General features: G+C 72.9%; 19 protein-coding genes and 1 pseudogene. 12 read left to right on the top strand and 8 right to left on the bottom strand.

The window, feature by feature from the left end; genetic code table 11:
* Positions 1 to 34 precede the first annotated feature (34 nt).
* Both ACSMXW_RS07290 and ACSMXW_RS07285 read left to right on the top strand, forming a co-directional pair.
* On the top strand, positions 35 to 1,039 hold the full coding sequence (locus ACSMXW_RS07290) for a small ribosomal subunit Rsm22 family protein (RefSeq protein WP_485804653.1): 1,005 nt from the start codon (positions 35 to 37) through the stop codon (positions 1,037 to 1,039).
* Positions 1,040 to 1,266: 227 nt separating this feature from the next.
* The gene (locus tag ACSMXW_RS07285) at positions 1,267 to 3,483 is read left to right on the top strand and encodes a WD40 repeat domain-containing serine/threonine protein kinase (RefSeq protein WP_485804652.1); all 2,217 of its coding nucleotides are present in this window, start codon (positions 1,267 to 1,269) and stop codon (positions 3,481 to 3,483) included.
* A gap of 193 nt (positions 3,484 to 3,676) precedes the next feature.
* On the opposite strand, the gene ddaH is transcribed toward ACSMXW_RS07285, so the two are convergent.
* Positions 3,677 to 4,513, bottom strand: coding sequence for a dimethylargininase (ddaH, locus tag ACSMXW_RS07280; RefSeq protein WP_485804651.1), 837 nt, complete (start codon positions 4,511 to 4,513; stop codon positions 3,677 to 3,679).
* Between the two features lie 486 nt (positions 4,514 to 4,999).
* On the opposite strand from ddaH, the gene ACSMXW_RS07275 reads away from it, so the two are divergent.
* The gene (locus ACSMXW_RS07275) at positions 5,000 to 5,566 is read left to right on the top strand and encodes a TetR/AcrR family transcriptional regulator (RefSeq protein WP_485807870.1); all 567 of its coding nucleotides are present in this window, start codon (positions 5,000 to 5,002) and stop codon (positions 5,564 to 5,566) included.
* A gap of 150 nt (positions 5,567 to 5,716) precedes the next feature.
* Entirely contained in the window at positions 5,717 to 6,433 is a 717-nt protein-coding gene (locus ACSMXW_RS07270; protein WP_485804650.1) for a bifunctional DNA primase/polymerase, read from the top strand.
* A gap of 169 nt (positions 6,434 to 6,602) precedes the next feature.
* Here ACSMXW_RS07270 and ACSMXW_RS07265 read toward each other — a convergent pair whose 3' ends face one another.
* The 4 genes from ACSMXW_RS07265 to efeO form a co-directional block, all read right to left on the bottom strand.
* Positions 6,603 to 7,589 carry an SCO2278 family lipoprotein gene (locus ACSMXW_RS07265; protein WP_485807869.1) on the bottom strand — a complete coding sequence of 329 codons (987 nt, stop codon included), beginning with the start codon at positions 7,587 to 7,589 and terminating at the stop codon, positions 6,603 to 6,605.
* Positions 7,471 to 8,454 carry an iron uptake transporter permease EfeU gene (efeU, locus tag ACSMXW_RS07260; RefSeq protein WP_485804649.1) on the bottom strand — a complete coding sequence of 328 codons (984 nt, stop codon included), beginning with the start codon at positions 8,452 to 8,454 and terminating at the stop codon, positions 7,471 to 7,473. The genes ACSMXW_RS07265 and efeU overlap by 119 nt, the downstream gene beginning before the upstream one ends.
* Before the next feature lie 19 nt (positions 8,455 to 8,473).
* Positions 8,474 to 9,808: an iron uptake transporter deferrochelatase/peroxidase subunit gene (efeB, locus tag ACSMXW_RS07255; RefSeq protein WP_485804648.1), complete on the bottom strand. Its 1,335-nt coding sequence runs from the start codon at positions 9,806 to 9,808 to the stop codon at positions 8,474 to 8,476.
* Positions 9,809 to 9,905: 97 nt separating this feature from the next.
* Positions 9,906 to 11,051 (bottom strand): iron uptake system protein EfeO, encoded by a 1,146-nt coding sequence (gene efeO / locus ACSMXW_RS07250; RefSeq protein ID WP_485804647.1) that lies wholly within the window; start codon positions 11,049 to 11,051, stop codon positions 9,906 to 9,908.
* A gap of 323 nt (positions 11,052 to 11,374) precedes the next feature.
* On the opposite strand from efeO, the gene ACSMXW_RS07245 reads away from it, so the two are divergent.
* The 3 genes from ACSMXW_RS07245 (at position 11,375) to ACSMXW_RS07235 (ending at position 14,706) form a co-directional block, all read left to right on the top strand.
* Positions 11,375 to 12,109 (top strand): PhzF family phenazine biosynthesis protein, encoded by a 735-nt coding sequence (locus ACSMXW_RS07245; protein WP_485804646.1) that lies wholly within the window; start codon positions 11,375 to 11,377, stop codon positions 12,107 to 12,109.
* 183 nt (positions 12,110 to 12,292) lie between these two features.
* A complete protein-coding gene (locus ACSMXW_RS07240; RefSeq protein ID WP_485804645.1) occupies positions 12,293 to 12,679 on the top strand; it encodes a hypothetical protein in 387 nt (128 codons plus the stop codon).
* A 569-nt stretch (positions 12,680 to 13,248) separates the two neighbouring features.
* A complete protein-coding gene (locus ACSMXW_RS07235; RefSeq protein ID WP_485804644.1) occupies positions 13,249 to 14,706 on the top strand; it encodes a SulP family inorganic anion transporter in 1,458 nt (485 codons plus the stop codon).
* A 219-nt stretch (positions 14,707 to 14,925) separates the two neighbouring features.
* On the opposite strand, the gene map is transcribed toward ACSMXW_RS07235, so the two are convergent.
* A complete protein-coding gene (map, locus tag ACSMXW_RS07230; RefSeq protein ID WP_485804643.1) occupies positions 14,926 to 15,783 on the bottom strand; it encodes a type I methionyl aminopeptidase in 858 nt (285 codons plus the stop codon).
* Positions 15,784 to 15,874: 91 nt separating this feature from the next.
* On the opposite strand from map, the gene ACSMXW_RS07225 reads away from it, so the two are divergent.
* The 5 genes and pseudogenes from ACSMXW_RS07225 (at position 15,875) to ACSMXW_RS07205 (ending at position 18,943) form a co-directional block, all read left to right on the top strand.
* A complete protein-coding gene (locus tag ACSMXW_RS07225; RefSeq protein WP_485804642.1) occupies positions 15,875 to 16,084 on the top strand; it encodes a hypothetical protein in 210 nt (69 codons plus the stop codon).
* Positions 16,085 to 16,329: 245 nt separating this feature from the next.
* Positions 16,330 to 17,055, top strand: a complete 726-nt coding sequence (gene npdG, locus ACSMXW_RS07220) for an NADPH-dependent F420 reductase (RefSeq protein WP_485804641.1) — start codon at positions 16,330 to 16,332, stop codon at positions 17,053 to 17,055.
* Positions 17,056 to 17,243: 188 nt separating this feature from the next.
* Positions 17,244 to 17,429 (top strand): hypothetical protein, encoded by a 186-nt coding sequence (locus ACSMXW_RS07215; protein WP_485804640.1) that lies wholly within the window; start codon positions 17,244 to 17,246, stop codon positions 17,427 to 17,429.
* A 411-nt stretch (positions 17,430 to 17,840) separates the two neighbouring features.
* Positions 17,841 to 18,452, top strand: a pseudogene (locus ACSMXW_RS07210) (helix-turn-helix domain-containing protein); the annotation flags it as partial.
* Between the two features lie 137 nt (positions 18,453 to 18,589).
* Positions 18,590 to 18,943 carry a hypothetical protein gene (locus tag ACSMXW_RS07205; RefSeq protein ID WP_329595771.1) on the top strand — a complete coding sequence of 118 codons (354 nt, stop codon included), beginning with the start codon at positions 18,590 to 18,592 and terminating at the stop codon, positions 18,941 to 18,943.
* A gap of 63 nt (positions 18,944 to 19,006) precedes the next feature.
* Here ACSMXW_RS07205 and ACSMXW_RS07200 read toward each other — a convergent pair whose 3' ends face one another.
* The gene (locus ACSMXW_RS07200; RefSeq protein ID WP_485804639.1) at positions 19,007 to 20,239 is read right to left on the bottom strand and encodes an IS30 family transposase; all 1,233 of its coding nucleotides are present in this window, start codon (positions 20,237 to 20,239) and stop codon (positions 19,007 to 19,009) included.
* A gap of 163 nt (positions 20,240 to 20,402) precedes the next feature.
* Positions 20,403 to 21,212, bottom strand: a complete 810-nt coding sequence (locus ACSMXW_RS07195; RefSeq protein ID WP_485804638.1) for a site-2 protease family protein — start codon at positions 21,210 to 21,212, stop codon at positions 20,403 to 20,405.
* Between the last annotated feature and the right edge of the window lie 58 nt (positions 21,213 to 21,270).

The following is a 21,270-nucleotide window of genomic DNA, read 5'->3' as shown; positions in this document are numbered from 1 at the left end:
CGTGGGTGGCCCGGGTGGCCGTAGAATTCCGCGGATGAACGCGAATCCGGTGGCCGAGGGGCTGCGGGCCGCGCTGGACGGTGCGCTCGACGGCCTTGCGCCACGTACCGCCGCGGGGGCCGTGGGACGGCTGATCGCCCAGTACCGCGGGGACACCCCGACGGGCGCCCCGGTGCTCAGGGACCGCGCGGACGTCGTCGCCTACGCCGCCTACCGGATGCCCGCCACCTTCGCGGCGGCCCGCGCCGCGCTCGGCGCGCTCGCCGCCGCCCTGCCCGCCGACTGGGCCCCGGACAGCCACCTGGACCTGGGCGGCGGCACCGGTGCCGCCGTCTGGGCGGCCGGCGACACCTGGCGCGGCGCCCGGCCCGTGACCGTCCTCGACTGGGCCGAGCCCGCCCTCGCCCTGGGCCGTGAGCTGGCCACGGGGCACCCGGACCTCGCCTCCGCCGAGTGGCACCGGGCCCGCATCGGCGCCACGGCACCGCTGCCCGCCGCGGGCCTGGTCACCCTCTCCTACGTACTGGGCGAGCTGACCGAACAGGACCGCACCGCGGCCGTGGCCGCCGCGGCGGCCACCGGGCAGGCCGTGGTGGTCGTGGAGCCCGGTACCCCGGACGGCTACGCACGGGTGCTGGCCGCACGGGAGCAGCTGGTCCGCGCCGGGCTGCGGGTCGCCGCGCCCTGCCCGCACGGCGCGGCCTGCCCCATCGCGCCGGGCGACGACTGGTGCCACTTCTCGGTGCGGGTCAGCAGGTCCGCCCTGCACCGGCAGGTCAAGGGCGGCTCGCTGCCGTACGAGGACGAGAAGTTCAGCTTCGTCGCCGCGGTGCGGTCGCCGCTCGCGCCGGCGACCGCGGCGGCCCGGGTGCTGCGCAGGCCGCAGCTCCGCAAGGGGCATGTGCTGCTGGATCTGTGCACCGCGGAGGGCACGCTCACCAGGGCAACGGTCACCAAGCGCCACGGCACCGCGTACCGCGCCGCCCGCGACACGGCCTGGGGCGACCCCTGGCCCTCGCAGGACACACCGGCTTCCTAGGGGCCGAAGCGCCCGCTCATTCGGCGGAGCCGCAGGCGATCCGGTGACCGCCCACAGGATGGGTGTGCGGGGGTGGTGGGTTCGTCTACGCTGTCGGTCGCTCGAACGGCGAGAGGCCTGGACGGGGTGGCCCGGGGCGGGGATAGGGTCCTGACGGCGGACCACCGGTGTGCCAGGCACCGGGTCAGGCGACGTGGTCGGCAGACCAGCGAGGGGTGACGGGGAGCATGTCCCGACCGGACCACGGTGGACCAGCGGGTCCGCCCGCTGCCGCGGGGCGACCGCCCGGGTGGCCGACAACTCCGCCGCCGCATCGCCCCCTCGGGCCTGGCGATCCCGCCGAGGCCGGTCCGTACCGGCTGGAGGCGGTCCTGGGCGAGGGCGGGATGGGCCGCGTCTACCTGGGGCGCACACCGGCCGGCAGCGCGGTGGCGGTCAAGGTCGTCCACCGCGCGTACGCGGGCGACGCGTCGTTCCGTCAGCGCTTCGCACAGGAGGTGGCCGCGGCCCGGCGGGTCCAGGGGCTCTACACCGTGCCGGTGGTCGACGCGGATCTGGGGGCCGATGAGCCCTGGCTGGTCACGGCTTACGTTCCCGGGCCGTCCCTGCAGCACGCGGTCGCGGAAAGCGGGCCGCTGCCGGCCGAGGCTGCCCTGGGGTTCGTCGCCAGGGTGGCCGAAGCCCTGGGATCCATCCATGCCGCGGGTGTGATCCACCGCGACCTGAAGCCCTCCAACATCATCCTCACCGCCGACGGGCCCAAGGTCATCGATTTCGGTATCGCCCGGGCCGCGGACGTCACCGCGGTGACCGCCACCGGGATGCGCACCGGAACGCCCGCCTACATGGCGCCCGAATACATCAGGGGGCAGGAGGTCACCGAAGCCGGTGACGTGTTCGCCCTCGGAGTCGTCGCCCACTTCGCCGCCACCGGGCGGCTCGCCTTCGGCGGCGGCAGCGACCACAGCGTGACCTACCGCATCCTGGAGCAGGCTCCCGACCTCGACGGCTGCCCCGAGTCCGTCCGGGCCGTCGCCGCCCGCTGCCTGGAGAAGGACCCGGAGCGGCGACCGACCGCCGCCGACGTCATCGAGCAGTGCCGGCGGGTCCACGGGACGGGAACCGCCGACGCCGACACGGTCACGGTCACCGCTGCGTCCCCGCCAGGGGCCGAGCGTGTCACACCGGGCTCGCCCGGTGCCCCGGTCCCACCCGCGGCACCCCGCACACCGCCGGCGCCGGCTCCGGACACGCACCCGCACGCCCCCACACAGGTCGTCGCCCCCGGCGCTCCTGTGGTGATGTCACCAGGCTCGGACACGGTGCCGTACCCCGCGAGCCAGGACCCCCGTACCGTGCCCACCCCGGGACTACCCGTCCTGGTCGGCGGAGTCGGGATGGGGGTCGTCGTGCTCGCCATCGTCCTGATCGCCGTGTTCCTTCCGCCGTCCAGCCCCGTCCACGACGACCTCCCCTATCCCTCGTTCCAGCCCGCGGCGTCTCTCACCCCGGCCGGCCGGCAGCCGGGGGCCGAAGCCCTGGCGTTCAGCCCGGACGGCAGGACGCTCGCCACCGGCGGTCCCGACGGCAAGGTGCGGCTGTGGGACGTCGCCGCCCGGAAGCCACGCGCCACCCTCATCCAACGCAACAGGGTCGGCGATGTCTTCGGGGTCCGCAGCGTGGCCTTCAGCCCGGACGGCAAGCTCCTCGCCACCGGCCTCGATACCGGCGAGGTGGGGCTGTGGGACGTGGCCCGGCGCCGGCAGATGCGCTTCCTCTACAACGGCGGGGAGAGCGTGGCGTTCAGCCCGGACGGCAAACTGCTCGCCATCGGCAGCGAGACCGGCTCGGTGTACCTGCGGGATGTCGACAGCCGTACGGACGAGCCACTCGCCTACTACGACCACAGGATGAAAGTCACGAAGGTGGCCTTCAGCCCGGACGGCCGGACGCTGGCCTCCGCGGGCGACGACTCCCGCAGCACCTCCGGCAGAAGTGACTCGGCGCTGCTGTGGGACGTGGCACACCGTGATCCGGAGCCCTACGGCCAAGACGGTCCGCGCGCCACCCTCCACCACCCCCAAGCTGTCACGAGTGTGGCGTTCAGTCCCGATGGCAGGACATTCGCCACCGTCGGCTCCGACGACAAGGTACGGCTGTGGGACGTGAGCAGCGGCCGCCAGAAGGCCTCCCTCAGCGACAGGTACATCTCCTTCGAGGACCTGGCGTTCAGCCCGGACGGCAGGACGCTCGCCACCACTGCCGGCCGTGGCGTGTTGCTGTGGGACGTGGCCACCCGCGAACCACGCGCCATGCTGGCGAACCGCGGACACGGGGCGGATGACGTGATCGAGGACGTGGCCTTCAGCCCGGACGGCCGGCTCGTCGCGGGCAGCGACCGCGAGGACGGCACGGTACGCCTGTGGAACCTGGGCCGGGGCTGAGCCCCGGCCTGCCCCAGGGGCGCGGGGAAGTGCGCGACCTCTCCTGACGACGCGTCAGATCTCGGTACCTTCCATGCCCTTGAGGCAGTGGGGGACGGCCCGAGGGGGCCGTCTCCGTCGCGACCGGACCACCGGCGGGCGGGTGGCTGCTCGCGCGGTCCCCCGCGCCCCTGCGGGCGGGCCGCGGTGCCGCTCACAGGAAGGGGGCCGAGCGCAGTTCGAGTGTGCAGCACTTCACGCTGCCGCCGCCCTTCAGCAACTCGCTCAGGTCCACGCCGACAGGCCGGTACCCCCGTTCCCGGAGCGCGTCCGCGAGCCCCACCGCCGCGGCCGGGAGCAGGACGTGCAGGCCGTCCGAGACGGCGTTGAGGCCGAGCGCCGCCGCGTCCGCCTCCGTCGCGATGAGCGCGTCGGGGAACAGCCGGCGCAGCACCTCCCGGCTGCCCGGCGAGAAGGCCCCGGGGTAGTACATGATCTCGTCGGTCGTGTCGTCGAGCACGGCGAGCGCCGTGTCCAGGTGGTAGTAGCGGGGATCGACGAGGTCGAGCCCGATCACGGGGCGTCCGAAGAACTCCTGGGCCTCGCCGTGCGACAGCGGGCTGGCCCGGAAGCCGCGCCCCGCGAGGAGGTAGGAGGCGGTCACGGCGAAGTCCCCCTCGCCCTCGTTGACGTGCTCCGGCTCCCGGATCTCCGCGTACCCCCGCGCCCTGAACCACGCCAGGTGCGCCGCCGCCTCCGGGCCGCGCTGCGGGAAGGCGAACCGGGCCCCGAGCACCCGGCCGTCGACGACCATCGCGCCGTTCGCCGCGAAGACCATGTCGGGCAGGCCCGGCACGGGGTCGATGACCTCCACGGTGTGGCCGAGCGCGAGATAGCGGTCGCGCAGGTCCCCCCACTGGGCGAGCGCCAGCGGGGCGTCGACCGGCTTCGTGGGGTCCATCCACGGGTTGATCGAGTACGTGACCCTGAAGTGCGCCGGTGGGCACATCAGATAGCGCCGGGGTCTGGCGTGTCGGGGCGGTCGGCTCAACGAGAGCTCCTCACGTACCGCAGGGGCAGGTGAGGACCATGGTGGGGCGCGCCGGCCCGGTGCGCAGGGGAGAGAACCGAACGAGTGACGGAGATATCCGCGATCGCCGCTCTGTCCCTGATCAGAGGGTCTGGGAGGGGGAGGGAGGGATGGGGGGAGGGGGAAAGGCTCCTTTCATGGCGGTGCCCGCCGGCCCGGAACGGAGACGGACCGTCTCGGCTCGCCCGCTGTTAGATTCGCCGTATGGCCCCCGCCCGCAAACAGCCCGCCACCCGCGGCTCCGCCCCCGCCCAGGACCCCGCCCCCGCCCAGGACCCCGCCCCCCACGCCGGCACCACGCGCCTCCGCAAGCCGGACGCCACGGGCCGCGTCGTGCCGGACGCCACGCGCCGCGTCGCGCCGGACACCACCCGTCCTCGCGAGCCGGACAGCACCCGCCGCGGCGGGCCCGACGCCACCCGCCGCAGTGAGCGCTCCCGGCGTGCCATCCACGCCGCCGCGCTCTCGCTCGTCGCCGAGCTCGGTTACACCAGGACGACGATCGAGGGCATCGCCGCCCGCGCCGGGGTGGGCAAGCAGACCATCTACCGGTGGTGGTCGTCCAAGGCCGAGGTGCTGTTCGAGGCGTTCCTGGAGCTCGGCACCCCGGAGGCGGGAGCCACCGAGGGGACGGGGGAGCGGCCCGACGCGCTGCCGGACACCGGCGACCTCGCGGCCGACCTCAAGACCGTGCTGCGTGCCACGATCGACGAGCTGCTCGACCCCCGGTTCGAGCAGCCGGCCCGCGCCCTCGCCGCGGAGGGCGTCGTCAACGAGCAACTCGGCCGGACCTTCGTCGCCCACCTGCTCGAACCCCAGCTACAGCGCTATGTGCGGCGGCTGCGGGCCGCGCAGGAGGCCGGCGAGGTGCGCCCCGGCCTGGACCCGCGGATCGCCCTGGAGCTGTTCGTCGCCCCGCTCGCCCAGCGCTGGCTGCAGCGCACCGGGCCGCTCACCCACGACTACGCGGACACCCTGGTCGACTACGCACTGTACGGCCTGGCCCCACGCTGAGTCCGCACGTCCGGGGCGGTGCGCACCCCGGATGCGGGCTTGGTCCCCGCGGGGCGCAGGATGATGGGACGATGAAGCGGAACCTGCCGGCATTCACGTGCACACCCGGGCAGCGGGCGACGGCCGGCACGAGGGTGAGCGAGGGGATAGATGGGCGCTGAGTTCGGCCGGGGGCCCGGTGGGCGGGGCAGGATCTCCCAGTGGCTGCGGCGCCGTCCCAAGGAGACCGAGGACGACGGTGGACGCGCGGCTCTGCTGCTCGCCGCCGCCGGGGCGGGCCTGCCGCTCGCGCCCGCCGCCCATCCTTGCGGCTACCGGTGTTCCTGCGACCGCGTCGGCTGTCCCACGCCCGCCCGGCACCCCGTCTCGTTCGCCTGGCAGACCCAGTCCACGACGGACCGGGCCCAGGTCGAGCGGTGGATCCAGAGCCAGCCCGAGGCCAACTTCATCACCGCCACGGGCATGGTGCACGACGTGCTGGACGTCCCGGTGGAGGCCGGCCGGGAGGCGCTGGGCCGGCTGCTCGCCTCCGGCGTCGAGGTCGGCCCGGTCGCCGAGTCCGGTGACGGGCGGATGCTGTTCTTCACCCTGACCCGCGGCACGCCCGAGGACGAGGACGAGTGGTGGCCCTGCGAGCTGGACTGCCACCCCGAGACCATGGACGAGCACCCGGGCCTGCGCTGGCACTGCCGTGGCTCGTACGTCCTGGTGCCCCCGGCCCGGCTGCCCGACGGGTACTCCGTCGTGTGGGTGCGCGGCCCGGAGCATCCGCTGCCCGACCCGCTGTCGCTGCTGGAGGTGCTCACCGACGCGGCGGGGCGCTTCTCGGGCGACCCGATGTCCGTGGGCTGGCCGCTGCGGGGCTGAGCACGAACGGGCCGCCGAGCGTGACGGGCTGCCGAGCGGAACGGGCCGCCGGACGAGACGCGCCGGCCGCGGGGCCGCCCGGAACGGCCCGGCGGGGCGGCGCGGAACGGCCCGGCGGGGCGGCGCGGAACGGCCCGGCGGGGCGGCGCCCCGGAGGGCGCCCGAGCCGTCACTCGCCCTTCGCGCCGGTCAGCCCCTGAATCCGGCTGAGGAACCGCACCTGCGCGGTCCCCGCGCCCTTCTCCGGGTCCAGCACCGCCTGGTTGGAGATCCGCTCCAGTGTGATGGACTGCTTGACGTCACCGGTGGTGAGGGCCTTCACATCGGGGCTGACGTTCAGGTTGACGCCCTTGGCCGCCGTCTCCTTCTGGTAGTGGCGGCTGGTGAAGAAGACCAGCGCGCCGCCGTCCTTGGTGCGCAGGCCCACCGGGGCGTAGTCGCCGTCCGTCACCGGCTGGTCGATGTACTGGGTGGACAGACCGGGGCGGGTGGCGGTCTTGTCACGCTCGGTACGCCACCCGGAGGTCTGCGCGCCGGGCGCGAAGCCGTCGCCGCCCTGCTGGAGGTAGCTCGTGTAGGCCTTGCTGAGCCGTGCGGGTGCGATCGCGAGGTCCGGGTCGTCGTCCGGCACGGCCTCGGCAAGGCCGTCCTCGCCGAGGGCGAACTCCGGGATGTCGCGAGGCGGCAGCAGCGCCAGGTACGACGCCTGCCACACCTCGTGCGGGCCGCCCCGGGTGAAGACCAGCAGCATGCTGGTGTCCAGCTTGGGATCGCCGTCCCGGTCGTCGTTGGTGTCCGCGGCCACCAGGAAGAACTTCGGCCAGCCCGCCATCTTGGGGATGGTGTAGTGGGCGTCCGTCAGCTCCAGGGGGGTGTACTCGGGGTTCCCCTGGGGGTTGTTGACGTGCTTGGCCTTCAGGCCCGACTGGTTGATGGCGCTCAGCGGACCGGTGACGCGGCCGGCGTCCAGGGCCGGGTCGTAGGCCTTGTTGGCCTTGTTGTAGGCGGTGACGAACGCCCGCACGGCGCCGCCCGCGTCAGCCCTGGTCGCGGACGGGATGACCGCCCGTTCGCCGTGCACCGTCACGCACCCGGCCGTCGTCCACAGCGCCGTCACCAGCGCCGCCGCCACCACCGGCCGCCTCACCAGAGCGATCCCGCGCCTGCCCGGCGCCCGCAGAGTGTGCATCGGAACCCTTCACCTTGCCCTTCCCGGGCCCGAACCCTACCGGGCTGAGGAACAGTGCGAGTGTGGGGATGAGATACACCAGCCACACGCAGGCCTGAAGCACCGTCGGGTCCGGCTGGAAGTTGAACACGCCCTTCAGCAGCGTGCCGTACCAGCTGTCCGGCGGTATGGTTCCGCTGATGTCGAAGGCCAGGCTGTTCAGGCCGCCGAGGAGGTCGGCCTCCTGCAGGTCGTGGAAGCCGTAGGCGAGCACACCGGCCGCCACGATCACCAGCATGCCGCCGGTCCAGGTGAAGAACCTGGCCAGGTTGATGCGGATCGCGCCCCGGTAGAAGAGCCAGCCGAGCAGCACCGCGGTCAGCAGGCCCAGCACCACCCCGATCAGCGGGCCGTGCGTGCCGTCGCTGGAGGCGCGCACCGACGCCCAGACGAACAGGGCGGTCTCCAGGCCCTCCCGGCCCACCGCGAGGAAGGCGGTGACGACGAGCGCGCCGGTGCCCATCCGCAGCGCGGTGTCCAGCTTGCCGTGCAGCTCGGCACGGAGGTGCCGGGCCGTGCGGCGCATCCAGAAGACCATCCACGTCACCAGGCCGACCGCGACGATCGACAGCGAGCCGCCCAGTCCCTCCTGCGCCTCGAACGTCAGCTCCTGGGAGCCGAACGTCAGCGCGCAGCCGAAGCCCAGCGCCAGCACGACCGCCACCGCGATGCCCGTCCACACCGGCCGCAGGGCGTCCCGCCGGCCGGTCTTCACCAGGTACGCGATGAGGATGCAGACGACGAGACTGGCCTCCAGGCCCTCCCGCAGGCCGATCAGATAGTTGCCGAACATGGCACGTCCCCTCAGTCGCTCAGTTGCCCGCTTCGCCGAACAGCGTGCTGCCCCACCAGTCCCCGGCGTCCCGCACGCCCGGCGGGATCGCGAAGACGGCGGAGCCGACATGCTGGATGTACTCGTTCAGCGCGTCCTGCCGCGCCAGGTGCCGCTGCACCGGGATGAAGCCCTTGCGCATGTCCCGCTGGTAGGCGAGGAAGAACAGGCCCGCTTCCAGGCGGCCCAGGCCGTCCGTGCCGTCGGTGAAGGAGTAGCCGCGGCGCAGGATCGTCGCCCCCTGGTTGGAGTCCGGGTGGGCGAGCCGGACGTGCGCGGTGGGCTTCATCGCCCTCAGGAACGGCTCGTCGTGCTCCTTGGCCTTGCCGACCGGGGCGCCCTCGCGCTTGTCCCGGCCGAAGACGTCCTCCTGCTCCTGAAGGGAGGTGCGGTCCCAGGTCTCGATGTTCATCCGGATCCGGCGCGCCACCAGGTACGAGCCGCCGGTCATCCAGTCGGGGCCGTCCTTCGCGCCCACCCAGACGTGCTCGTCGAGCCGCTTGGTGTCGTCGCCCGCGATGTTGCGGGTGCCGTCCTTGAAGCCCATCAGGTTGCGCGGCGTCTGCGCGCCGGGCGTCGTCGACGACGTCTTGCCGAAGCCGAGCTGGGACCAGCGGATCGCCACCGTGCCGAAGCCGATCCTGGCGAGGTTGCGGATCGCGTGCACCGCCACCTGGGGGTCGTCCGCGCAGGCCTGGATGCACAGGTCGCCGCCGCTGCGCGCCGGATCCAGGTTGTCGCCGGGGAACTTCGGCAGGTCGACCAGCGCCTCGGGACGCCGGTCCGCGAGGCCGAACCGGTCGAACAGGGAGGGTCCGAAGCCCACCGTCAGGGTGAGCCGGGACGGATTGAGGCCGAGCGCCTCGCCGGTGTCGTCCGGTGGTGCCTGAGGCAGCCCGGTGGCGCCGTGGCCCACCGTGTGCCCGGCCGTCATCCGGGCCGCCGCGGCCGTCCAGTCCTTCAGGAGCCGGACGAACTCGGCGCGGTCGGTGGTCTTCACGTCGAACGCCGCGAAGTGCAGCCGGTCCTGCACGGCGGTGGCTATGCCGGCCTGGTGCGCGCCGTGGAACGGGACGGCGGCGGCGTCCGCCGCGCCGGCGGAGTCCGGGTCGCCGGAGGTCACGGCCGCCGCCGCGCCGCCCGCCGCCGCGGCCCCCAGCGCCAGACCCGCGCCGCCCCAGCCGAGCAGGGCGCGCCGCGAGGGGGTGCGCGAGCCGGGCCCCGGCGGCGGCGTGCCCTGAGCGGTCTCCTCCTGCCCGGGGTGTGCCGCCCCGGCGCCCTGCTCCCCGTCGCGTCCCGCGACCTCTTCCGTCATGGACGGCTCCTGCCTGGTGTACGTGATCTGCCTGCTCGGTGTGCGGACGGCCGGCCGGCGCCGGTGCGGGTGCCGTCCGCCGCGAGGGTCCGGGGAACTAGCCGGCGACGACCGTGGCGGCGAGTCTGGACAGCGGCTCCGCCAGGGCGTTCACCGCGTCGGACAGCTCCTTGCGGTGCGACTCGTCCACCGTGTCGTAGGACTTGTACGCGTAGGATCCCGGGGCGCCCGTGCGATAGCCGTCGAGCAGCTTGTTCAGCGCGGCGAACTGCTTGTCCAGCTTCTCGGTGAGCGCCTTGTCGTGCTTGGCGGCCACCGGCTTCAGCAGCTCGTACGCCTTCTGCGCGCCCTCCACGTTGGCCTTGAAGTCGACCAGGTCCGTGTGCGAGTAGCGGTCCTCCTCGCCGGTGACCTTGCCGGTGGCGACCTCGTCGAGGAGTTCCTTGGCGCCGTTGGCCATGGAGGTCGGGGTGATCACGGCCTTGCCGACCCGCTGCTGCCAGTCGGTCAGGTCCGTCACCAGCCGGCCGGCGAGCGTCTTCTCGGCGGGGCCGATCTTCTTGTCCTGCCAGAGGGCCTTCTCCAGGCGGTGCCAGCCGGTCCACTTCTGGCCGGACTCCAGGCCGTCCGCGCGGGTGTCCACCTTCGGGTCGATGTCGCCGAACGACTCGGCGACCGGCTCGGTGCGCTCCCATCCGATGCGCGAGGGCGCGTAGGCCTGCTTCGCCGCCGCCAGGTCGCCCCGCTTGACGGCGTCCGCGAAGACCTTCACCTTCGGCAGCGTCTGGTCCGCCTGGTCCTGGACGTAGGTGCGGTACGCGGCCACCGCCCGGTCCGCCTGCGGGTCGCGCTTGGCGCTGCCGCTGCCGCCGGTGACGGTGAACTTCTGGCGCACACCGTGGCCCTTCATCCCCGGCCGGCAGGCGATCTCGTACGAGCCCGGCTTGATCTCCGCGGTCAGCGTGTAGTGGGTGCCGGGGCCTATGTTCTCCTTCTCGGAGACGATCCGGTCGTCCGGGAAGAGGATCTCGACCTCGGTGGCCTTGGAGCCCTTGTTGTCGATCGAGAGCGTGACCTGCCCGGCGGGTGCCTGCTTGGCGGAGGTGTCGCAGCGGTCGTCCGCTGCGGTGACCTTGATGGCGTTGCCGCTGTCGGCATCGCTCTTCGCCGTGCACCCCGTGACGGAGGCCAGCGCCGCGGCGGCGGTGGCGGCGGTGACGACGGAGAGTCTGACGGCTCGCATACGGGCTCCCGGGTCGGGTCGGTGACCGTCCAACGGCGGACCGCTCGCCGATGGACAGAATCCGGACGGATGGTGAGGCACACCTAAGTTATCTGAGCCTTACCTCAGTAACACCCGTGTGTGCAGTGATTCACCTCTCATGCGGGCGGAGCGGACCCTTCGGGGGCAATCAAGGTCAAGTTCACCCCAAATAGTGGTTATGGAAAGGTCAAGCGGCTGTGATCCGGCCAGAGTTGCCGGCGCCCGGCGCGCCCCGCTCCGCGCGGGCCCGGACGGGCCGCACCGGGCGCTCGGGCGCGCCGAGCAGGTGCTTCAATGCACCGGTGAGCGAACACGACGTGCTGGACGCCGTCCGCGGCACCGGCGTCCTCGACGTGCTGCGGGTCTTCTGCGGCCCCGACGGCCGCTTCGGCAACCGCCTGGGCGTGGTCCGGGACGGCTCGGCCGTGCCCGACGTGCGCGACCGCCAGGCGATGGCGGCCCGTCTCGGCTTCAGCGAGACGGTCTTCGTGGACGACCCCGAGCGGGGTGCGATCGACATCTACACCCCCACGCTCCGGCTGCCGTTCGCCGGGCACCCCTGCGTCGGCGCCGCCTGGCTGCTCGACGTGCCCGAACTCATCACCCCCGCGGGCGTGGTGGGTGCGCGGCCCGACGGCGAGTTCAGCTGGATCGAGGCCCGGCCCGAGTGGGCCCCGCCCCGCACCCTGCGGCGCTGCCCGTCGCCCGCCGACGTGGACGCGCTGCCCGCGCCGCTGCCCCCCGCGGCGCCCTCCGCCACCCCCGCCGAGCGCTGGGTGTACGCCTGGGCCTGGGAGGACGAGCCCGCCGGACGCGTCCGGGCCCGGGCCTTCCCGGGCCGCGACGACGGCATCGACGAGGACGAGGCGACCGGCGCCGCGGCCCTGCTGCTCACCGCGGAACTGGGCCGCGCCCTCAACATCCGGCAGGGCCGCGGCTCCCAGATCCTGACGGCGCCGGGGCCCGGCGGATGGATCGAGACAGGCGGACGGGTGGTCCTCGAGCGCCCCTCCCGCGCGCCGGCTCACACCCTCTGACCTGGCGCGGTGAGGTTTCGGCGCCGGACGTGGCGCGTTTGCGATGGCGCCTCTGGTTGTGATGGCTTGACGTCATGCAAGGTGTGCGGAGCGGCAGCGGCCGGGTGACCGGCGGGCACCCGCGGACGCGGAGCCATGCCGCCACCGGACATCGTCGGGCTCGTGCATCGGGGGGATGACGGCATGGCCAGGACCGTGGCTGCGCGCGTCCTCGTGGCGGTGGCGAGCGTGCTGCTGCTCCTGGTCGCCGGCTGCGCCACCTGCGCGGCCACGGCGGAGACCGCCACGACGGCCAGCACGCAGGGCCCGGCGAGCGGCGGCGAGGGCGGCGCGAGCCGCTCCGGCGGCGAGGGCGAGCTGGTCGAGGACGAAGCCGTCCGCACCGGCGGCCCGGCGCGCCGCCGTGACGGCTCGGGACTCCTCCACATCCCGGGCCGCGGCTACCAGGCGCGCGGCGCCGACGAGCACGGGGGCGCCGAGGAGCGCCCCCGGCCGGAGCACAGCACCGCTCCGTCCCGGGCCGCACCCGGGGCCGGGCGCGTCACCCTCCTGAAGGTCCTCCGCCGCTGACGGCCCCGGCGGCCCGGCGTCCTCGGTGACGCCCGCGGCCGCCCCGGGCCGGCGTGTCCGCCCGCCCCGGACCGGTCCTGCGACGCGCCGGCCCGTCGTGCGCGCGTGCCCGTCCGCCCTCCGGCGACCCCTTCCGTAACGAGGCGCCCGCCGCGCGGCGGTGCGCGCTGGAGGCACCCCATGCAGCAACTCATCCCTCACGCACGCCCACAGAGGCCCCCCTGCCCCTTCCGTCCCGGAGCCGCCGTCCGTCCCGGAGCCGCCGTCCGCTTCGGGAGCACTCCCCGCTCCGGGAGCGCCGTCCGCCCCGGCACCGAAGGCCGTCCCGTGTGTGCCGTCCGCTCCGGGACCAGCGAGGGTTCCGGGAGCGTCGTCCGCTCCGGCACCGAAGGCCGTCCCGTGTGTGCCGTCCGCTCCGGAGCCGCGGCCCGGTCCTGGGCACCTGACGATTCCGGGGGCCGCCGCTCCCGCGCCCGCGCGGTGCTCACGGCCCGCGCGGTGTGCGCCGCGGCCCTTCCGCCCGGTACCGAGTCCGCCTCCCGGTCGGGCGCCGACGCGGGGTGGGCGCCGTGACGGGCAGGGTGAACGCCACGTTCTGGCGGCAGGACTTCGCCGCGTCGTGGGTGGTCTTCCTGGTGGCGCTGCCGCTCTGCGTGGGCATCGCGGTCGCCTCCGGGGTGCCGGCCGAGCTCGGGCTGCTCACCGGGATCGTGGGCGGCATCGTCACCGGTCTGCTGCCGGGCAGCAGCCTCCAGGTGTCCGGGCCCGCCGCCGGGCTGACCGTCCTCGTCTTCGAGGCCGTCCACGACCACGGCCTGTCGGTGCTGGGCGCGGTGGTCCTCGCCACCGGTCTGCTCCAGATGCTGCTGGGGGCCCTGGGCTTGGGCCGCTGGTTCCGGGCCATCTCGGTGTCGGTGGTCGAGGGCATGCTCACCGGCATCGGGCTCGTCCTGATCGCCGGACAGCTCTACTCGATGGCGGGCGCAAAGGCGCCGGACTCCGGGCCCGGCAAGATCCTCGGACTGCCCGGGATGTTCGCCGACGCGGTGGGCTCCGGGCCCGCCCGGGCCTCCCTGCTGCTCGGCGCGGCCACCATCGCGGTGCTGGTGCTCTGGGACCGGCTGCCCGCACGGGTGCGCGCGGTGCCGGGACCGCTGGCGGCCGTGGCGCTGGCCACGGTCGCCTCGCTGGCGCTCGCGCTGCCGGTGGCCGAGGTACGGGTGAGCGGACTGCTGGACGCGGTGCAGCCACCCGGCCTCGCCGACCTGGGCTGGCTCGTGGACCCGGGCGTGCTCGGCACCGTCCTGGCCTTCACGCTGATCGCCTCGGCGGAGAGCCTGTTCAGCGCCGCCGCCGTGGACCGGATGCACCACGGGCCGCGTACCCACTACAACCGCGAGCTGATGGCCCAGGGTGCCGGCAACACGGTCTGCGGCCTGCTCGGCGCGCTGCCGATGACCGCGGTGATCGTCCGCAGCTCCGCCAACGTACGGGCCGGTGCGCGCACCAAGCTGTCCCGGGTGCTGCACGGCGTCTGGCTGCTGCTGTTCGCGGTGCTGCTGCCGGCGGCGCTCACCCTCATCCCGCTGCCGGCGCTCGCCGCGGTGCTGGTGCACGCCGGGTTCAAGCTGATTCCGGTCCGGCAGGTGGGGCGACTGTGGCGGGAGCGTCGGGGTGAGGCGCTGGTCCTCGCCGTCACCGCGGTGTCCATCGTGATGGTGAGCATGTTCGAGGGCGTGCTCATCGGCCTCGGCCTGGCCATCGTCAAGGGGGCGTGGGAGGCGTCGCACGTCCGCCTGGAGGTCACCGACAAGGGGGCGGGGCCCGTCCAGGTGCGCCTGGTGGGCAACGCGACGTTCCTGCGGCTGCCGAAGCTCCTCGACAGCCTGGAGGCGCTGCCGCGAGACCGGCAGGTCGTGCTCGACCTGTCGGGCCTGCACCACCTGGACCACGCGTGCAGGACGGCGCTGGAGGCATGGTCCTCGCGGCAGACCGAGCCGCCCCTTTCGGCGCGAAGCGCCGATTAAGGGGCGCGAAGCGCCCCCAAAGGGGCGCGGGGCTGTGTCGATTTGCGGCTCCGCCGCGCGGGCGCGCCCAGGCCCCACCGGCCGGTGGCCGGGCGAACCACGGCAAGGGGCTGGGCCCGGTGGCCCGCCGCGGGCGCGTCGTGGTTGCTCGCGCAGTTCCCCGCGCCCCCATCGGGGCGCGAAGCGTCCGATGCCCGCCGCGCACGCGCCTGCCCGGTGTCAGGGCAACGTCAGAATCTCCGCGCCGCCGGCCGTGACGACGAGCGTGTGCTCGAACTGAGCCGTGCGCTCGCGGTCCTTCGTGACGACGGTCCAGCCGTCGTCCCACGTCTCGTACTCGTAGGTGCCCAGCGTGAGCATGGGCTCGATGGTGAAGGTCATGCCCGGGCGCAGCACCGTGGTCGCCCCCTGGTGGTCGTAGTGCGGGATGATCAGCCCGGAGTGGAACGAGGTGTTGATGCCGTGCCCGGTGAAGTCCCGCACCACCCCGTACCCGAAGCGCTTCGCGTACGACTCGATGACGCGGCCGATCACATTGATCTGCCGGCCGGGCTTGACCGCCTTGATCGCGCGGTTCAGCGCCTCCCGGGTCCGCTCCACCAGCAGCCGGGAGCGCTCGTCGACGTCGCCGACGAGGTACGTGGCGTTGGTGTCGCCGTGCACCCCGCCGATGTACGCCGTGACGTCCAGGTTGACGATGTCGCCGTCGTGCAGCACCGTCGAGTCGGGGATGCCGTGGCAGATGACCTCGTTGACCGAGGTGCACAGGGACTTGGGGAAGCCGCGGTAGCCGAGCGTGGACGGGTAGGCGCCGTGGTCGCACATGTACTCGTGCGCGATGCGGTCCAGCTCGTCGGTGGTCACTCCGGGGGCGATGGCCCTGGCGGCCTCGGCCATGGCCCGTGCGGCGATCCGGCCCGCGGTCCGCATGCGCTCGATCGTCTCGCCGTCCTGGACCTCGGGACCGGTGTACGGCGTGGGGGCGGGCTTGCCCACGTACTCGGGGCGCCGGATGTTTCCCGGGACGGAACGGGTGGGAGAGAGCTCCCCTGGTACGAGCAGTGACTGGCCAGACATGTCAGCGAGTGTATCCAGCGGTTCCGGGCACCATGGCGGCTGGATGTGACCCCGCGCCGACGACGGCGCGGACGGCGAGGAGGAACCGGGGATGGCCCTGTTCAGGAAGCAACCGACCGGGAAACCGGGCGAGTGGTACTACTGCATCAAGCACCACAAGGTGGAGGAGGGGCCGGAGTGCCCGGCCAGGAACCGGCTCGGCCCGTATGCGACCCGGGAGGAGGCCGCGCGGGCGCTGGACACGGTGTCGGAACGGAACCGCGAATGGGACACGGACCCCCGCTGGGGCGACGAAACCTGACCCCGTCCCTCCCCGGCCCCCCTCGCTCCGGGGCCACCCGGGCCCCTCGGCCGGACCGGCGCCCCCGCCCCTCGGCCGGACCGGCGCCCCCGCTCGTCGGCCGGACCGGCAGCGCAGGTCACGTCCGTGGGGCCTCTTCCGCCGCGGTGGAAGAGGCGGGCGGGGCCGCACGGGTGCCGGGACGAGCACCGGGGCGCGCTGAGGGCCCCGGTGCCGCGCGGACACGCAGCGCATAGGCTCGGCCCATGACTACTCCCGACACCACGCCCGCTGCCGACGCCCCCGCGCCCAAGCCCCCCGCCAAGGACCCCTGGGACCTTCCCGACGTGTCGGGCCTGGTGGTCGGGGTGCTGGGCGGCACGGGGGACCAGGGGCGCGGGCTCGCCTACCGGCTGGCACATGCCGGACAGCAGGTGATCATCGGGTCCCGGTCCGCGGACCGGGCCAGGACCGCGGCCGAGGAACTGGGCTCCGGGGTGCAGGGCGCGGAGAACGCCGAGTGCGCACGGCGCAGCGACGTCGTCATCGTCGCCGTGCCGTGGGACGGGCACGCGAAGCTCCTCGAATCGCTCCGCGAGGAACTCGCCGGCAAGCTGGTCGTGGACTGCGTCAATCCGCTCGGGTTCGACAAGAAGGGCGCCTACGCCATCGTCCCCGAGGAGGGCAGCGCCGCCGAGCAGGCCGCCGCCCTGCTGCCCGACTCCCGCGTCACGGCCGCCTTCCACCACCTCTCCGCGGTGCTGCTCCAGGACCCGGCGGTGGAGAGCATCGACACGGACGTGATGGTGCTGGGCGAGTCCCGCGCCGACACCGACCTCGTCCAGGCGCTGGCCGCCCGGATCCCCGGCATGCGCGGGATCTTCGCCGGGCGGCTGCGCAACGCCCACCAGGTGGAGTCCCTGGTAGCCAACCTGATCTCCGTCAACCGCCGTTACAAGGCCCACGCGGGCCTGCGCCTGACGGACGTCTAGGCCACCGCCCGCCGGCCGCGGCCATGGGGGACACTGGTGCGGACGGTCCGGGCCGGCTGCGCGGACGGTCCGGTCCGGGCCGGCTGCGCCACGGCCGGCACCCGTGCCCGGCCTCGTACCGGGCACCCGTACCGACGCCCGTATCTGACCTCGTACCCGACCCCCGTACCGGACAGGAGCCGACCCCCATGCCCCGCCTCGCCCGCTACGCCCTCGCCGTCTGTGCCCTCGCCGTCGCCGCGGCCGTGGTCTCCTTCGCGCGGGGGAGCTGGCTCGGCGTGGTCTGGGTGCTGCTGGCCGGCGTCTGCTCCAACATGGCCTGGTACTACATGCGCCGGGCGAAGGCCGCCCGCGGGGGCGGCCGGGCGGCCTGAGCCCGGGGCTCAGGGGCTCGGGGCCTCGCGGGCCTCTTGCGGACGGTGCCCAAAGGGCGGCGCTCCCTGCTGGCCGTTCAGCGGCGGAACGAACCCGTCGGCGTCCCAGAACCGTAGAGCTGCTGGCCCCAGCACAATGGGTTTTCCCACTCCTGCGGCAACAAAAAGTGCCCCGCTCACCAGCCGTACCTGGTGAGCGGGGGCAGTTCGGCCGTTCAGGCGCCGCCAGGGGATCGCCAGACCTCTTGCGTCGCCTGTACCCAGTCGGACGCAGACGACGTCACAGCCTCGCCGCCGCGTCCATGACTACGGTCAGCAGACGGTCCGCGACGTCCCGGATCTCCTCGCGCGTGGCGGTCGGTCGCGCCAGCACTTCGCCAATCGGGGAAGGAAGGGGCGGGTGAAACCTCTTTGAACCGCAAGGACTTACACCCGGACGCCAGCCCGCAAGCGGCCTTCGGGGCGCGTCTCCGCAGCGCACGGGAGGCGCGTGGTTGGACGCAGGAAGACTTGGCAGACCGAATGGAATATTCCAGCGTGCATATTTCAGCCGTCGAAACTGGTCGCAAGCCTCCGACTCTTCGTTTCTCGCGCAGTGCCGATAGGGCGTTCGGTACCGAGGGCGCACCGGACTCGTTTGAGGCTCAGTGGAGAGAGATCCGGCACGGCAGCCTGCTGGAAGGCTTCCCGGAGTACGTAGGACACAAGGGCCGGGCGGCGGAAATCCGGCTATACGAAGTGGGGGTTGTTCCTGGTCTTCTCCAGACCCCCGACTACGCCGCCGTACTCGCTGAGAGCGCCGTCAAGCGGGGTGCGATCACACCTGAACAAGCCCGCGAGCGGGTTTCACTTGTCGCCGACCGGCAAGCGGCACTCGTCCGCACGCCTCCGCCGCTGATCCTGGTGGTGCTAGACGAGAGCTGCATGCGTCGACCGATCGGCGAGCCTGCCGTGCCGAGCGTTTTGAGTGGGCCGTTGTTGAGTTCGGCGGCAGCAGCGTCCAGCTCCTGGCGGCTGCACCCGGCCGACGAGTCTCCAGTTCCTCAACCACGAGCTCACGTTGAAAACAGGTCAACCTCATACAGGGCGCTTGACGGGGTGCGGAGCTCGGGCGCTACTTGTCGGTGCTCACTGCATAAATGCCGATCAAAGGGGGCTCAATGGGAAAGATCATGCGATCGAGGCTGACTGTCACGCTGGCGGTTGCCGCCGTCGTCGGCCTTGCCCTTCCGGGAGTTGCCGGTGCGGCGGATGGCTCGACCCAGCTCAGGTCCAACACGGCCTGTAACGACGGCAAGGCGACAGCATTGGAAAACGTGGCCATCCGCACCAGTACCAGTACCAGTGCCGCTCTGGTGACCACTGCCCTGAAGGGGCAGACGTGGGCCTGTGGCGCAAATAGCGTCATCCTGGGCGGCCGGTATACCGCTTGCGGGACATCGAACGGCAACGGTTGGTTCTACGTCTACAACGACAACTACGCGGGCTATACCGCGTCAGGTTGTTGGGGGTGACGCTACCCGCGTGACACCTCCCACCGCCGAGAGGCGCATTCCGGCGGTCGTCGCGTCCAGTGATCAACTGGCTGTCTCCAGGAGCTTTGCGAGGCGCTCGGCTGGGGTGTCCCAGCCGAGCGTTTTGCGTGGTCGGCTGTTGAGTTCGGCGGCGACGGCGTCCAAGTGCGCACGGGTGTGGATGGCCAGATTGGTGCCCTTGGGGAAGTACTGCCGTAGCAGGCCGTTCGTGTTCTCGTTCGAGCCGCGCTGCCAGGGGCTGGCTGGGTCGCAGAAGTAGACCGGCATGTCGGCTGCGGCCGTGAACTCGTGGTGGCGGCCCATCTCGCTGCCTTGATCCCAGGTCAGGGACCGTTTGAGGTGACGGGGCAGGCGGCTGACGGTCTCGGCCAGGGCGTCGCGGACACGGTCGGTGGCACGGCCGCCCGGCAGGTGGACCAGCATGAGGTAGCGGGTGCTCCGCTCGACGAGGGTGCCTATGGCGGAGGCGTTGTCCTTGCCGATGATCAGGTCGCCTTCCCAGTGGCCCGGGACGGCCCGGTCGGCGGCTTCGGCCGGACGTTCGCTGATCATGACCATGGGGTGTGCGTAGCGCGGCTGGCGTTGCTGTGCCTGGCGTCTGGGCTTGCGCGGGGCGCGCCCGGTCCGCAGGGCCTTGGTGAGCTCGCGCCGTAGTTCTCCGCGGCCCTGGACGTATAGGGCCTGGTAGATCGTCTCGTGGACCACGTGCATCTCCGGCCGGTCGGGGAAAGCGGTCCGCAGAGCCTGGCAGATCTGTTCCGGGCTCCAGCGCATGGCCAGGTGATGCTGGACGAAGTCTCGCAGCTCAGGGTTCTGGCCGATCTTGCCGGATTTCGGGCGGGGCCGGCGGAGGTCTGCCCGGCGCCGGGCCGCGTAGGGACGGTAGGTCCAGTCGGTCCCGCGCCAGAGGGCGCCGTTGCGGCGTATCTCACGGCTGACCGTGGAGGGGCTGCGCCCGAGTTCCGCGGCGATCTGGCGGATGGACGCGTTCTCGCGCAACCGGTCGGCGATGTGGATGCGGTCCGATTCTCGCAGGTAGCGCGAGGGACCGGACGAGGGCACCGCAGGCTGTGCGGCCGGCGGTGCCCCCTTCTTCTTGCCGGCCGGGTTCGTTCCGTGACGCCAACGCTTGCCGGTTCGACGGTTGACGCCAAGGACTCGGCATGCCTCGGTGTTGCTCACGCCCTGACGCATGAGCAGGAAGTATGCCTCCCGCTCACGCGTCAGCTTCTTCGAGCCCTGTGGCTTCCGACTCTCCCGGATCTTGAAGTCCATCGCATCCCCTGGGCTGGGGTGTTGCGACGACCACTAGAACGCAAGATGGGTGTGGGGCTCTGCTGTGTGTGGGGGGAGAGACGGCCACGGCCACGCCGGTCTAGTAGCTGCGGCAAGAGGTCCTGTCCGGGCGGGGCGCGCCCGAGGAGGGGCGACCGGCCCGCTAGCCGTTCAGCGGCGGGACGAGCGCGTTGCCGTCCCAGAACCGGTAGAGCTGCTGGCCCCAGTAGGTGTCCCACTCGTGCACGCCGAGCGCCCCGAGCACCGCGTCGATGGCGTCGAAGAAGACGGTGTTCACCGACGGGATCCACAGCACGGCGAAGACGGCGAGCATGCCGAACGGCGCGAACGGCTCCACCTGGCGGCGCACCCCGTGCGACAGCCAGGGCTCCAGCACTCCGTAGCCGTCCAGGCCGGGCACCGGGAGGAAGTTCAGGATGGCGGCCGTCACCTGGAGCAGGGCGAGGAAGCCGAGGGCGTACCGGAAGGCGGCCGGGACGCCGTCCAGGGCGCCGAGCCAGAAGGGGGCGGTGCAGACGATCGCGAACAGGACGTTCGTCAGCGGGCCCGCGGCCGAGATCAGGCTGTGCCGCCAGCGGCCCCGGATCCGGCCCCGCTCGATGAACACCGCACCGCCGGGCAGCCCGATCCCTCCCATGATCACGAAGAGCACGGGCAGGACGATGCTGAGCACCGCGTGGGTGTACTTCATGGGGTTGAGCGTGAGGTAGCCCTTCGCGCCGATCGAGATGTCGCCGCTGTGCAGGGCCGTGCGGGCGTGCGCGTACTCGTGCAGGCACAGGGAGACGACCCAGGCCGCGGTCACGAAGACGAAGACGGCCAGGCCCGTGGCGTTGCCGCTGCCGGTGCCCGTCCAGGCGGCCCAGCCCGCGACCGCCATGACGGCCACGATCGCGAGGAAGACGGGGCTGATCCTCCGCTCGCCCGGGCGGCGGGTGGTGGCGGTCGTCATGAGGCGGGACTCCTGGGGACGGGACGGTGGCAGGACGGATGTCCGAAGCTACCGGTAC

It is taken from the genome of Streptomyces sp. DSM 116793, from assembly GCF_057320905.1.
This window is presented reverse-complemented; position numbering and strand designations above follow the sequence as displayed.

Excerpts from the sequence above, each read along its gene's own strand:
- ACSMXW_RS07240 (WP_485804645.1), top strand. The coding sequence starts at position 12,293 with ATGGCCAGGACCGTGGCTGCGCGCGTCCTCGTGGCGGTGGCGAGCGTG.
- npdG (WP_485804641.1), top strand. The coding sequence starts at position 16,330 with ATGACTACTCCCGACACCACGCCCGCTGCCGACGCCCCCGCGCCCAAG.
- ACSMXW_RS07195 (WP_485804638.1), bottom strand. The coding sequence starts at position 21,212 with ATGACGACCGCCACCACCCGCCGCCCGGGCGAGCGGAGGATCAGCCCC.
- ACSMXW_RS07290 (WP_485804653.1), top strand. The coding sequence starts at position 35 with ATGAACGCGAATCCGGTGGCCGAGGGGCTGCGGGCCGCGCTGGACGGT.
- efeU (WP_485804649.1), bottom strand. The coding sequence starts at position 8,454 with ATGTTCGGCAACTATCTGATCGGCCTGCGGGAGGGCCTGGAGGCCAGT.
- map (WP_485804643.1), bottom strand. The coding sequence starts at position 15,783 with ATGTCTGGCCAGTCACTGCTCGTACCAGGGGAGCTCTCTCCCACCCGT.
- ACSMXW_RS07215 (WP_485804640.1), top strand. The coding sequence starts at position 17,244 with ATGCCCCGCCTCGCCCGCTACGCCCTCGCCGTCTGTGCCCTCGCCGTC.
- ACSMXW_RS07200 (WP_485804639.1), bottom strand. The coding sequence starts at position 20,239 with ATGGACTTCAAGATCCGGGAGAGTCGGAAGCCACAGGGCTCGAAGAAG.
- efeO (WP_485804647.1), bottom strand. The coding sequence starts at position 11,051 with ATGCGAGCCGTCAGACTCTCCGTCGTCACCGCCGCCACCGCCGCCGCG.
- ACSMXW_RS07285 (WP_485804652.1), top strand. The coding sequence starts at position 1,267 with ATGTCCCGACCGGACCACGGTGGACCAGCGGGTCCGCCCGCTGCCGCG.
- ACSMXW_RS07225 (WP_485804642.1), top strand. The coding sequence starts at position 15,875 with ATGGCCCTGTTCAGGAAGCAACCGACCGGGAAACCGGGCGAGTGGTAC.
- efeB (WP_485804648.1), bottom strand. The coding sequence starts at position 9,808 with ATGACGGAAGAGGTCGCGGGACGCGACGGGGAGCAGGGCGCCGGGGCG.
- ACSMXW_RS07205 (WP_329595771.1), top strand. The coding sequence starts at position 18,590 with ATGGGAAAGATCATGCGATCGAGGCTGACTGTCACGCTGGCGGTTGCC.
- ACSMXW_RS07270 (WP_485804650.1), top strand. The coding sequence starts at position 5,717 with ATGGGCGCTGAGTTCGGCCGGGGGCCCGGTGGGCGGGGCAGGATCTCC.